This is a genomic window from Azotobacter chroococcum, assembly GCF_002220155.1.
Lineage (GTDB): Bacteria > Pseudomonadota > Gammaproteobacteria > Pseudomonadales > Pseudomonadaceae > Azotobacter > Azotobacter chroococcum.
In genome coordinates, this window is the sequence record NZ_CP011835.1 from 2,155,223 (window position 1) to 2,167,920 (window position 12,698).

At 63.0% G+C, this 12,698-nt stretch carries 8 protein-coding genes and 1 pseudogene; 4 read left to right on the plus strand and 5 right to left on the minus strand.

The features are described 5' to 3' along the window. Window positions 1–54: 54 nt before the first annotated feature. The 5 genes and pseudogenes from ACG10_RS09980 to ACG10_RS23670 all read right to left on the minus strand — a co-directional run bounded on the left by ACG10_RS09980 (window position 55) and on the right by ACG10_RS23670 (window position 5,134). A complete protein-coding gene (locus ACG10_RS09980) occupies window positions 55–1,248 on the minus strand; it encodes an MFS transporter (protein WP_232487234.1) in 1,194 nt (397 codons plus the stop codon). 227 nt (window positions 1,249–1,475) lie between these two features. Then, complete coding sequence (locus ACG10_RS09985) at window positions 1,476–2,369, minus strand: LysR family transcriptional regulator (protein ID WP_089168101.1); 894 nt, start codon at window positions 2,367–2,369, stop codon at window positions 1,476–1,478. A 115-nt stretch (window positions 2,370–2,484) separates the two neighbouring features. Further along, window positions 2,485–3,534, minus strand: a pseudogene (locus tag ACG10_RS09990) (NAD(P)-dependent alcohol dehydrogenase). 248 nt (window positions 3,535–3,782) lie between these two features. Beyond that, the gene (locus tag ACG10_RS09995) at window positions 3,783–4,811 is read right to left on the minus strand and encodes an alpha/beta hydrolase (RefSeq protein ID WP_089168102.1); all 1,029 of its coding nucleotides are present in this window, start codon (window positions 4,809–4,811) and stop codon (window positions 3,783–3,785) included. Between the two features lie 149 nt (window positions 4,812–4,960). Continuing rightward, window positions 4,961–5,134, minus strand: coding sequence for a hypothetical protein (locus ACG10_RS23670; RefSeq protein ID WP_157731428.1), 174 nt, complete (start codon window positions 5,132–5,134; stop codon window positions 4,961–4,963). Window positions 5,135–5,353: 219 nt separating this feature from the next. On the opposite strand from ACG10_RS23670, the gene ACG10_RS10000 reads away from it, so the two are divergent. From ACG10_RS10000 to ACG10_RS10015, 4 genes are all read left to right on the plus strand, one after another. Continuing rightward, entirely contained in the window at window positions 5,354–8,221 is a 2,868-nt protein-coding gene (locus ACG10_RS10000) for a caspase family protein (protein WP_089168103.1), read from the plus strand. A gap of 34 nt (window positions 8,222–8,255) precedes the next feature. Then, on the plus strand, window positions 8,256–10,064 hold the full coding sequence (locus tag ACG10_RS10005; protein ID WP_157731429.1) for a gluzincin family metallopeptidase: 1,809 nt from the start codon (window positions 8,256–8,258) through the stop codon (window positions 10,062–10,064). Window positions 10,065–10,717: 653 nt separating this feature from the next. After that, window positions 10,718–11,104 (plus strand): hypothetical protein, encoded by a 387-nt coding sequence (locus ACG10_RS10010; protein ID WP_089168105.1) that lies wholly within the window; start codon window positions 10,718–10,720, stop codon window positions 11,102–11,104. A gap of 39 nt (window positions 11,105–11,143) precedes the next feature. Continuing rightward, complete coding sequence (locus ACG10_RS10015) at window positions 11,144–12,697, plus strand: phage tail sheath family protein (protein ID WP_089168106.1); 1,554 nt, start codon at window positions 11,144–11,146, stop codon at window positions 12,695–12,697. Window position 12,698: the final 1 nt, after the last annotated feature.

Here is a 12,698-nt window from a genome sequence, read left to right on the forward strand (position 1 = left end):
CGTTCCTCATCCAAGGCGCCTGGCAAGGGCGCGGATCGAGCTGCGGCTTTTGGCTCAGGCCTGTGCCGGTCTCCTGATGCGGGTGCCGTTGCCGATGACCAGCACGGAAAGGATCAGCAGGACCGCACCTCCCACCAGGGGGGCGGAAGCATTGGCATGGTCCAGCAACTGGCCGCCCAGTGCGCCGCCCATCATGATCGCCAGCTGGATCGAGGCGACCAGCAGTCCGCCGCCGCTTTCCGGCTCGTCATCGATTTCCCTGGCCAGCCAGGTGGACCAGCACACCGGTATGGCCGCGTTCAGCGCTCCCCAGCCGACCATCATGGCCGCCACCGCCCAGAAGAGATGCCCGGCTTCCATCATGGCCAGGGTGACGGCGGCAAGGGCCAGGGGGAGGTAGCGCAGGAGCGGGTAGAGGTGCTGCCGATGGAGCATGGCGCCGGCAAAGTGGGTTCCCGCGAATCCGGCCAGGCCCAGGCCGAGCAGCAGGAGCGACAGCTGGCTCGGGCTCACGGCCATTTCGGCTTCCAGGAAGGGACGGAAGTAGGTGAAGGCACCGAACGCACCCGCGAACGTCAGCATGGTCGAGATCATGCCCAGGGCGACGTAGCGGCGCTTGAGCAGCCCGAACAGGCGGGTGACCGGAATGCTCGCCCGCGGCGGCATCGAGGGAAGGCTCCTGGCCTGCCAGAGCAGATTGACGATCACCAGCGGCACGAGGCCGCCGAACACGACCCTCCACCCGAACAGTTCCCCCAGGTAGGCCCCGATCGGTGCGGCGAACGCCGTGGCGATGGCATTGCCCATGAAGAGGGTGCCAAGCGCCTTCGGCACGCGGTCGGCGGGCACCAGCCGGATGACGGTCGCCGTGGCCAGCGACCAGAAACCGCCGATCGCCAGTCCCAGCAGGGCGCGGGCCGTCATCAACAGGGAAAAGTCGGGCGCCAGGGCGATCATCACCAGCGACAGCAGCATCAGCAGGGTCATGCCCATCAGGACGTGCCGGCGGTCGAAGCGTCCGGCGATCGGCGCGATGAACAGGCTGGACAGCACCGCGAAGAAGCCGGACACCGAGATGGCCTGTCCCGCCAGGCCCTGGGTGGCCTGCAGGTCTTCGGCGATCGGGGTCAGCAGGCTGACCGGCATGAATTCGGCGGCGATCAGCATCGCCACGCAAAGCGCCATGGAGCCCACGGCACTGCCCATCTGTCGTTGGGTCGATTCAAGTTCGAGAGTTGAAGTCGTCATCGGGTTTTACTCCGGCAATGCGCAACCCGGCACCGCCTCGCGGAGGAGGGGCGCAACGTGGTCGTCAGGTGGAGGTGCGGCCGGGCGTGCCGGATATCGCGAGCGGGATGGTTCGCTGGCTGCCGCTGTTGGAGCCTGATGATAGAGAGGCCGGGCTGCTCGAAGAACACCGGACGCCGAATAGAGCCATGAGCCGAAGTAATCAATCCGGCCGGTTGCGGGCGAGGCTATTCCCCGTAGCGCAGCGCCTCGATCAGGATCTGCATGGCCCGCGAGGTTTCCCGCTGGCTGGAGTAGTAGAGGTGATAGCCGGGAAAGGTGCGCCACCAGCTCTTCATCACCGGCAGCAGGCGTCCGGATTCGAGATGCGGGCGGGCCAGGTCTTCGGGAACGTAGGCCAATCCATATCCCGACAAGGCGGCGTTCACGATCTGGTAGATACCGTTGAACACCAGCTGGCCGTCTACCCGCACATTCAGCTCGCTCTGGTCCTGCTTGAGTTCCCAGGCGTACAGGTTGCCCCGCGTCGGGAGCCTGAGATTGATGCACGCGTGATTCGTCAAGTCCTGGGGGCTGGCAGGCATCGCGCGCGCGGCGAAATACGACGGCGCGCCGACGATGGCGAATTGCAGGTCGGGCGCGATGCGCACGGCCGAGCTGTCCCGGGTCAACCCATCGCCCAGGCGAACGCCGAAGTCATACCTGCCCTGGACGATATCGGTGAAGGCGTAGTCGGAACTCAGCTCCACCTTGATCTTCGGGTAGGCGGCCAGGATCCCGGAGAGCTTCGGCCACAGCAGCGTGTCGATGGCATGTTCGGTGGCGGTGATGCGGAGCGTGCCGGCGGGCGTTTCGCTCAGCTCGCTGACATGCCGCAGCTCCGACTCGATGTCCTTGAAGCGGGGGGCGACCACGCGCAACAGCCGTTCGCCGGCCTCGGTGACCGATACGCTGCGCGTGGTCCGCGTCAGCAGCCGCACCCCGAGCCGTGCTTCCAGTTCACGGATCGTGTGGCTGAGCATCGACTGGGAGATGCCGAGCCGGGCGGCTGCGCGGGTGAAGCTGCGCTCCTCTGCAACCGAGATCAGCGCGAGCAGATCGCTGTAGTGTTCCCGAGGCATCGATTCATTCCAGGCATGGACGGCGGAATTGTACCAGCCGGATACCCCGACGGCTGACGGCGCCTGCCGGGGCAGTGGCTCCGAGGGTTTCAATACGCGGTGAAACCGCTCCCGCTCAAACCGCCAGAGTGGCGGAGTCGATCACGAAGCGGTACTTCACGTCGCCCTTGAGCATCCGCTCGCAGGCCTCGTTGATCTACTCGGCCCTGATCAGCTCGAGGTCCGCGACGATGCCGTGCTCGGCGCAGAAGTCGAGCATTTCCTGGGTTTTCGGGATGCCGCCGATCATCGAGCCGGCGATCGCGCGGCGCTTGAAGATCAGGTTGAACACATCGGGGGAAGGGTGGGGCGAGGCCGGCGCGCCCACCAGCGTCAGGGTGCCATCGCGCTTCAACAGGGCCAGGAAGGCATCGAGGTCGTGCGGGGCGGCCACGGTATTCAGGATCAGGTCGAAGCTCTTCGCGTGGGCCGCCATTTCCCCGGGATTGCGCGATACCACGACCTCGTCGGCGCCAAGTGCCCTGGCGTCCTCGCGCTTGGACTCGGAGGTGGTGAACGCCACCACGTGTGCGCCCAGCGCATGGGCAAGCTTGATGCCTATGTGGCCCAGGCCGCCGATGCCGACGACGCCGACCTTCTTGCCCGGACCGGCCTGCCAGTGACGCAGCGGCGACCAGGTCGTGATGCCCGCACACAGCAGCGGCGCCACGGCGGCGAGCTGGTCTTCGGGGTGCCGGATGCGCAGCACGTAACGCTCGTGCACGACGATCTGCTGCGAGTAGCCGCAGCGTCCAGCCCGGCTCGTCCGGCGTCGGGAAGTTGTAGGTGCCGACCATGCCGTCGCAGTAGTTTTCCAGGCCGGTCTCGCATTCCTCGCAGTGCCTGCAACTGTCGACGATGCAGCCGATGCCCACCAGGTTGCCCGGACAGAAGCCCGACACATGCGCACCGACGGCCGACACGCGGCCGACGATCTCATGGCCCGGAACGCAGGGGAACTGGGTGCCGGCCCATTCGGCGCGTATACTTGGTGCAGGTCGGAATGGCAGACGCCGCAATAGGCGATGTCGATCTGGACATCATGCGGCCCCGGGGGCCGGCGAGTGATCTCCAGCGGTTCGAGGGGCTTGTCGCCGGCATAGGCACCGTAAGCTTTTACAACCATGGAAGGCTCCTTTCATCAACGTGCCGTGCGCTCGATATGACGCGCAGGCGAGATCGCCAATGTAAGCCGATACGGGCTGACCAATAAGGCGCCAAGGCCGCACGTACCTATGCAGCAGATTGATCAATCCGGTCGCCTGGCAGGTTCCGGGTGCAAGTGTGGGGGCGAGTAATCTGCGTTGAGCAAAAAAGCCACGCCCAATGGCGTGGCCTTTTTGTCGAGCGACCCGTGCAAACACGGGCGTCGAGTCACTTCAGGTTGTTACGAAAGAAGGTGGTCAGTTTGTCGAAGGGGATCAGATTGACGCGGTCATAAAGATCCACATGGCCGGCGCCCGGAATCACCAGCAGTTCCCTGGGCTCGCCGGCGAGCTTGTAGGCCTCCTCGCTGAACTCCCGGGAGTGGGCGTTTTCGCCGGTGACAAACAGCATGGGCCGGGGCGAAATCGTCTCGATGTCCGCAAAGGGATAGAAGTTCATGAACTTGACGTTGCTGGTCAGCGTCGGGTGCGTGGTGAGTTCGGGCGACTGGCCTTCGGAGGTGTATTCGCCTCGGGGGGTACGGTAGAAGTCATAGAACTCACGCTGGATCGGATCGGTATTGGCATCCAGTTTGTGTACCGTGCCGCTGGTATAGCGGGTTTCACCCCCGGTGAACTCCACATGGCGTTGCTGGGCGGCTTCCTCGAGGATTTTCTTGCGTTGCTCGAGGGTTAGCGAGTGCCGAAGTGCGTTGCGGTTGGCGCCGCCCATGTCGTACATGCTGACGGTCGCAATGGCCTTCAGGCGAGGGTCGATCTTGGCCGCGCTGATGGCAAAGCTGCCGCTGCCGCAAATCCCGATCACGCCAATACGGTTCCTGTCGACCAGGGCGTGCGTGCCCAGGAAATCCACCGCTGCGCTGAAGTCCTCGGCGTAGATGTCCGGCGATACGGCATTGCGGGGCTGGCCTTCGCTTTCGCCCCAGAAAGACAGATCCAGGGACAAGGTCACGAAGCCCTGTTCCGCCATCTTCGTCGCATACAGGTTCGCGCTCTGCTCCTTAACGGCGCCCATCGGGTGGCCGACGATGATGGCCGGGTTCTTCGTGCCAGGCGCGATGTCCTTGGGAAAGAACAGGTTTCCCGCCACCCTCATCTTGTACTGGTTATCAAAGGTGACCTTCTGCACGGATACCTTGTCGCTGGTGTAAAAGTTGTTCGCGCCGTTGGACATGTCTGCAGCCATTACCGTGAGTGAGTTCAAGAGAAGGCCAAACAATAGAATCAACTTCCTCATTGGGACTTCCTTTCTTTAGTGATCGATGAGGTCGCCTCCCCACTTGGGAAATGTCGATCAGACCGACCCCGGCCAGATCACTCTATGCCGCGTCAGGCTGTCCGGTAAGGTGAAAAGACCACATGGACCCATGCATCAGATTGATCAATCTAACAGCTCGGAGTTGGCGCAGGGATCAGCACCCGGCAGCCGCCGCCGACCGCGAAGCTGTACCCGTTGGCCTCGCCGGCGAGGATCATCCGCCCGAGCTGCAGGAGATCCCGCCGCGGTCCGTGACCGTCGATGCCGATGCCGAACAGCTTCGGCAGCTGGCTGACGAGCACGGCCAGGACGAAACAGGCGGTTTGAAAACAAGGTCGACGCGACAACTACCTTGAAAAACGCCGGCAAACAACCGGGCGCATGTTCACCGGCGGCGCCGGCTGCCGGGCAAGATCAGGAGGCGACGATCGGCACTCCCGCATTCTTGTCAAGTACCGGTGGCCGTCTAGATTCCAAGTGGCCCAGGACCGCGCAAGCGCGTATGCAGGAGGCCGATCATCATGGCTACCCCAGTATTCAAGCGAATTACTCTGGAGCAGTTCGAGGAGTTGTTGCTCCAGTTTCCCTTCACTCGGCAAATCGATGCGGTGCATATGCACCATACCTGGCGGCCGAGTCATCGCGATTTCAAGGGACATGAAACCATCGTCGGCATGTGGCGCTTCCACACCCGGGAGAGGGGGTGGAGCGATATCGCCCAGCACATCACCATTGATCCCGAGGGTTTCATCTGGTTGGGGCGCAACTGGAACCGTCCACCGGCCAGTGCGGCCGGCCATAACGGCAATTCCGCCTTCGGTCCGTTCATGTTCGAGATGATCGGCGACTTCGATAAGGGCCACGACACTTTCGCCGGCGCCCAGCGCGAAACCGCGCTACGGGTGGTCGCGCTGGTTCAGCAGCGCTTCGATCTGCCGGTCACCAGTCTGCGCTTCCACAACTCGATGTCACAGAAGTCCTGCCCCGGAAGCAGTCTGGTCTATGACGAGGTCGTGGCGGCAGTACAACAGATCCGTGCCCTGGGCCGCGGGCTGAACCGTGTCATGGCCGCCGGTGCAGTGGGCGAGGGGCCGTTTCCGGAAGAGCGGAGCCAGACCACCCGAGAGGCGATCGATATCCTGTCGCGCGTCAGCGCGGCGGCCGACGATCCCGCCGATGCGGAGCTGGCGCATGACGATGTCGAGGCCGCAGCCAGCGCTGCGGGCGAGCTGCAGCCTGCGCAGCTGGTGCGCGAGCTATCGCCGCAGCGCCTGACCGCGTTGCAGCCCCACGTGATCAATCTGTCCCTGGGGCGCTTCTCGGCCAGCGGCAGGATCAGCACCACGGAGTCCGATGTCGACGCCATTTTCGAGGAGCACCTGGTCAGGGCGCTGGCAGAGGCCAAGGCGCAGAACCGCAAGTTGCGCCTGCTGTTCTATGCCCATGGCGGGTTGGCCAGCGAGTCCGGCGGCCTGGCCATCGCGGAGAAGCACATCGACTGGTGGATGCGCAATGGCGTCTATCCGATCTATTTCGTCTGGGAGACCGGCCTGTTCGAGTCCATCGGCCAGATGCTCAAGCGGGCGGTGTTCGGCAGTCCGCGCGGTTTCATCGATTCGGCCACCGATCTGCTGATCGAGAGCGCGGCCGAGCCGCTGCGTGGCCCGCAGATCTGGGGCGAGATGAAGCTCAGTGCCGAACGCGCGGCGCAGCCGCAACTGGGTGGCGCCTGGCAGGTTGCCGGCAAGCTCAAGGCCTTCTGCGATGCCCATCCCGGCGAGATCGAGCTGCACGCCATCGGCCACAGCGCCGGTTCGATCTTCCACAGCCACTTCCTGGCGGCGGCGCACAATCTTGGCGTGCCCGTATTCGACACGCTGCAGCTCTTCGCGCCTGCGGTGCGGGTGGATACCTTCAAGGATCAGCTGCTCGGGCTGCTCGATGCCGGCAAGGTGGCCAGGAAGCTGACGCTGTTCACCATGAACAAGCACTACGAGAAGGACGACAATTGTGCCCAGCTTTATCGCAAGTCCCTGCTCTACCTGATCTTCAATGCGCTGGAGGATAAGCGTGGCACACCGATTCTCGGCCTGGAGGAGTGCCTGCGGGCGGACGCCGATCTGAAGCGGCTGTTCGGCCTGGATGGGCACCATGCCGGGGTTGGTGAGGTCGTCTGGTCGGTGTCGCCGAGCGAAAGCGGTCGTTCCGCCAGCCATGCCACCGCCCATGGCGATTTCGACGACGACCCGCCGACCATGAACAGCGCCGTGCGGCGGATTCTCGACCTGCCTGACGATCGCGTGATCGAGGCCTACCCAGGCAGGCAGCGCCGCTCCACTGCCGAACTGAACTGGGCGGATGACATCGACTGGCCGGAGGAGTTCGAACCCTCTCACGCGGCCTTGCCGACCGAGCACGCGCCGCCGCTGACCCCGCCCCAGGTACAGGCTGCGCCGGTGGTTGCCGGCCCGGCAGCCGCAGGCGGGCGGCGCAGCGCGCTCTGCGTGGGCATCAACGACTACCCCGATCCCCAGCACCGTCTGGCCGGTTGCGTGGCCGATGCCCGGATGTGGGCCAGCTCCCTGAGCCGGCTCGGGTTCGCCACCACGCTGTTGCTCGATGGCCAGGCCACGCGCGAGGCGATCGACCGCAGCCTGCGAGCCATGGTGGAAAGCGCCCGGCCGGGCGATGTCATCGTCTTCCAGTATTCCGGGCATGGCACCTATGTGACCGACCTCGCCGGCGACGAAAGCGATGGCCGGGACGAGGCGCTCTGCCCAGTGGACTTCGCCAGCGGTGCGCTCTATATCGACGACGACATCGCCGAGCTGTTCGCTCGCCTTCCCGAGGGCGTCAATCTCACCTGCTTCACGGATTGCTGCCATTCGGGCACCAACAGTCGCTTCGCGGTCGGCTCCAGCGGCGGTCGGCCGCTGCATGCGCGGGATGCGCGCCGTCGCTTCGTGCCGCCGACAGAGGAGATCAACCGGGCCCATGTGCAGTTTCGGCAAAGGCTGGGCAGGGCTTTGCGGCGCGACGGCAATGGCGGTACCGAACTGATGCGCGACATCAAGTTCGCCGCCTGCCGCGACGATGAGGTGGCGTGGGAAAGCGATGGCCATGGCGAGTTCAGTCTGCATGCCACGCGCGTGCTGGATGCGGGCATCGACGGGGTGAGCCACGAGCAGTTCCTCCAGCGCGTCCAGGCCGACTTCGGCCCGGCGCCACGGCAACACCCCCTGCTCGACTGTACCGAGAAGGCCCGTAGCGGCGGCCTGCTGCAGCCGCGGCAAGCGGAGCAGCCGCTCGAGGTGGACCATGCCCTGCTGATGCAAACGTTGTGGCAACTGCAACGGCTGGCTGGCCAGCTGTCGCGGCATGGGCGATGACGCGGTGGCAGGGGCGGCGCAGGGAGCCGGGGCTATGGGCTACATGTTGGGGGAAGCATTCGGCTGGACGCCGAATCCCCCCTATGAGCGATTGCCTGGCGATCCTTTGTACCGCCCCTTGCGCATCTACACAGTGGATCCTTCCTTCCCGCGGCTCGACAGCGCCGTCGCCACCCTCGAGGTGCCCTACGAGCCGCTGGAACCGGGTCCCCGGGGGCAGTTGTTCCGGGTCGACAACCACGATGTCCAGCTCGGCCTCGACTACCGCTGCGCCGAACTCGACGAGCGCAATGTCCTGATCGCCGATGGCTACGTGCCCTCGCCGTCCGATCCGCGTTTCCATCAGCAGATGGTCTATGCGGTGGCGAGCAAGGTATACCTGACCTTCCGGCAGGCGCTGGGGCGCGATCCGGCCTGGGGGTTCGGCAAGGCTCACGAGCCGGCCCGGCTGCGCCTGTATCCCCACTACGGGGAAGCGCGCAACGCCTACTACAGCCATGACGGGCAGGAAGGGGCGATCCGCTTCGGCTACTACAAGGCCGAGGACAGGCCGACTGACGCCACTCTGCCGGGGGGCTATGTGTTCACCTGCCTGTCCCACGACATCATCGCCCATGAGGTCAGCCACGCTCTGCTCGACGGTCTGCGCTCGCGCTTCTGCATTCCCATCGGACCGGATGTGCCGGCGTTCCATGAAGCCTTCGCCGACTTGGTGGCGATATTCCAGCACTTCAGTTACCGCCCTGTATTGATCACGGCTATTCGCCGCTGCAAGGGCGAGCTGGCCCACGCGCAGTTGCTCACCCAGCTGGCGCGGCAGTTCGGCCATACCACCGGGCACGGCGGTGCCCTGCGCTGTGCGATTGAGCCCGATCTGGAAAAGCCGCGACTGTACGACCCGGAGCTGGAAGCCCACAAGCTGGGGACGGTACTGGTGAGCGCCGTGTTCGAGGCCTTCACGCGCATCTTCGCGCGCAAGACGGAGCGTCTGATCCGGCTCGCCACCAACGGCAGTGGGATTCTTCCGCCGGGGGAGATGCCCCATGACCTGCAGATACTGCTGGCCGAAAAGGCCAGCCAACTGGCCGGCGAGTTTCTCGGCATCTGTATCCGTGCCATCGACTATTGCCCGCCGGTGGCCATCGGCTTCGGCGATTACCTGCGTGCCTTGATCACCGCCGATCACGAGGCGGTGCCAGATGACCGCTGGGATTATCGGGGAGCACTCATCGACAGTTTCCGGCGGCGCAATATCTATCCGCATCTGGTGGCGAACCTCTCCGAGGACGCCTTGCTCTGGCGCCCGCCGCGGCTGGAGCTGCCGCCGGTTCCCAATCTCGACTTCGCCTCGCTGCGTTTTCGCGGCGATCCCGGGCATGCCGCCGGCCTCGAGGAGTTGCGTCGGCAGGCCGATGAACTGGGCCGCTACATCTGCCACGCGGAGCGGCTGGAGGAGTTCGGGCTGGTCGCGCCGGATGATCCACGGCTTGGCGGGGATCGAGTAGGTCCAGCGTGTATCCAGTCGATCCGTACTGCTCGTCGTGTCGGTCCCGATCGGCAGGTACTCTTCGACCAGGTAGCGGAAGTCACCCAGGAGCGTCGGGTGGCGGCGTCGGCGCACGGTCCGGGCTTCTCGTTTCACGGCGGCGCCACGCTCATCCTCGGCCCGACCGGGGAAATACGCTACACCGTGTCGAAAAGCATGGTAGGCCAAGGGCGGCTCGAGCGACGGCGAGCGTTTCTGCAAAGTCGCAGGGGAAGCCGTTTCTGGACGGTGGAGGAGGGGAATTACACGCCGCGCGGTGATGTCTTTCGGCTGGTACATGCCGACGAGGAGGAGTGAGCGGCTCCGTTCGTGGCGGCCAGTCGACTACATCCACGAGCCGGGTGCTGTGCAATCCATTTATGGACAACATTGGTGTTGATGCCGTGGCTCAATGCCGCGCTGGCGACACAGGCGCCGGGCTGGCCACACTCCTGCACGACTTGAGCCTTGAGGGCCGTGGAATTTAACGAAGCCGCATGCCACCTCTTACATACGACCACTAGTCGGAATTCACTCCAAGAAATCAGTAGAGGAATTGCTATTCCTCCTGCCCAATCTAAATTCAGAAAAATCTCAACATACAATGTGGCTTTCAGCTTGGGAATAAGCAGCCATTAAAGGGCTCTCTGCTATAAACAGCAGAGCTACAGGGCTTTGTATGTTCATAAGCCATGAAGCATAGGCCCCCTGCAACTATTATCCATCGGATTGCAACGGCATCTGGCGGTAGCGTGCCAATTACTCAAGCGTATCGCTTTAGTATCTTCAGCATCTATTGTCTCTCCCAATACAAGCGAGCCGATCAAGCATCGCTTGCGTCGATTCGTCGCGGCCTGACAGTGGACACTATCCGCTAGAGAGAACAGCAGGGCGGCGGCGCTCAGCTATAAGCTCGTGCGCCTTATTATTAAGGTCGGGGTTTGTCCCAGACCTCTGAAAGGAGAATCCCGATGCAAACAATCACTCTCGGCGTTAGTGTCAAAGCGAGCAAGACGTCGATAACGATACCTGAGTACGATATCAAGGTCGAAGCAACGGATTACCTAGAAGTTGAAGTTCCTCCAGGCAAATTAAACGTCGACATTCAGCCCGGGAATGCTGAAGCCCTTAGTCTGCTGGTCATCAAATCGTCTGTTTACAGTGACCTAGAGTTTACAGTCAATGACGGCGTTGGGGGACAACCATCAGCTGCCATTCGGCTGGACGGGCCTCAGATATTCTCGGGTGGCGCAATGGCCTTGTTCGCAGTCACAACACCAAAAAGACTCGCCTTCCAAAACAATGGCTCAGAGACGGCCAAAGTCGAAATCTTTGTCGGGCGCGATGCGACCCCCTAGTAATTCATTACTTCATAGCGTCGTATTGGAGAGGTGACCATGCCAGCCGCGCTAACCTACCCAGGCGTTTACATCGAAGAGGTCCCAAGCGGTGTTCGTACCATCACCGGTGTGGCGACCTCGATCACCGCGTTTATCGGCCGAGCGCTCCAGGGGCCGGTAAACAAGCCGGTACGGATACAGAGTTTCCCGGAATATGCCCGCATATTCGGCGGACTGTGGCAACTCAGCACGATGAGCCACGCCGTGAATCATTTTTTTCAGCACGGCGGAACCGACGCAATCATCGTGCGAGTCTTTCGCGGGGACGAGGTGGCCAATACGGCCACTATCACGCTTGCTGCCGGTCTGGTGCTGGAAGCGTCGAGTCCGGGCAACTGGGGAGCGGTTCTGCGGGCCAGGGTTGACCACAAGACTCGTGATCTAGCAGATGCGGCGCTGTTCAATCTCGCCATTGAGTTACTCGACAAGCCCAAGGGCAATGTAATCGCTTCGGAACAGTTCCGGAATGTTTCTGGAAAGGGGAGTGATCCGCGCTTTGTCAAGATGGTTCTGGAACAGGGATCGAGCCTTGTGCGGGTGCGCACCCCGGGGATGGAGGGCAGCAGCCCGGCCGATGGAGTTACGGATGCCGTTAGTGCGCCGAATGCCGATGGAGATCCGATTTCTTCGGCTCAAATTACGGGTGGCCAGCTTGATCAGAGAAGGGGCCTCTACGCCCTCGAGTCAGTGGATCTATTCAATCTACTTTGCATTCCTCCCCTTGCACCGGATGCCGAAGTGGACGATGACACGTGGGCGAAGGCCGCAAAGTACTGCCAGGAACGGCGTGCAATGTTGATCGTAGACCCGAAAGCGGAATGGGCCGCCAATGCGAACACGGCTATCAGCAAGGCAGAGGCTGGGGTGAACGACATTCGCACGGCCATCAGCACCGATAAGGCGAAAAACGCGGTGGTTTATTTCCCCCATCTGCGTATGCCCGACCCCCTCAGCGAAAATCGCTTGGCTGATTTCGCGCCCTGTGGTGCGCTGGCAGGAATCATGGCACGCACGGATGCGCAGCGTGGCGTATGGAAGGCACCGGCTGGACTGGATGCGTCATTCTCCGGGGTCAAAGAGTTCGCCTTTACGATGACGGACGAGCAGAACGGGCGCCTGAACCCGCTGGGCCTCAATTGCCTGCGCAGCTTCCCGGTGTCCGGCAATGTCGTCTGGGGTGCTCGTACGCTCGCGGGGGCGGATCTGCTTGCTTCCGAATGGAAATACCTGCCTGTACGGCGCATGGCCCTCTTTCTTGAAGAGAGCCTATACCGCGGCACGCAATGGGTGGTCTTTGAGCCCAATGACGAACCCTTGTGGGCGCAGATCCGCCTCAATATCGGTGCCTTCATGCAGAACCTGTTCCGCCAGGGCGCGTTCCAGGGGCGAACCCCGCGTGAAGCCTACATCGTCAAGTGCGACCGGGAAACGACAACCCAGAACGACATCAACCTTGGCATCGTGAACATCCTGGTCGGCTTTGCGCCCCTCAAGCCGGCTGAATTCGTCGTCATCCGAATTCAGCAGATGGCCGGCCAAGTGGAAGTCTAGG

Bases quoted from the DNA above. Each gene is read 5' to 3' on its own strand.
- ACG10_RS10005 (WP_157731429.1), top strand. From the start codon at position 8,256: ATGGGCTACATGTTGGGGGAAGCATTCGGCTGGACGCCGAATCCCCCC.
- ACG10_RS10015 (WP_089168106.1), top strand. From the start codon at position 11,144: ATGCCAGCCGCGCTAACCTACCCAGGCGTTTACATCGAAGAGGTCCCA.
- ACG10_RS09995 (WP_089168102.1), bottom strand. From the start codon at position 4,811: ATGAGGAAGTTGATTCTATTGTTTGGCCTTCTCTTGAACTCACTCACG.
- ACG10_RS10010 (WP_089168105.1), top strand. From the start codon at position 10,718: ATGCAAACAATCACTCTCGGCGTTAGTGTCAAAGCGAGCAAGACGTCG.
- ACG10_RS09980 (WP_232487234.1), bottom strand. From the start codon at position 1,248: ATGACGACTTCAACTCTCGAACTTGAATCGACCCAACGACAGATGGGC.
- ACG10_RS09985 (WP_089168101.1), bottom strand. From the start codon at position 2,369: ATGCCTCGGGAACACTACAGCGATCTGCTCGCGCTGATCTCGGTTGCA.
- ACG10_RS10000 (WP_089168103.1), top strand. From the start codon at position 5,354: ATGGCTACCCCAGTATTCAAGCGAATTACTCTGGAGCAGTTCGAGGAG.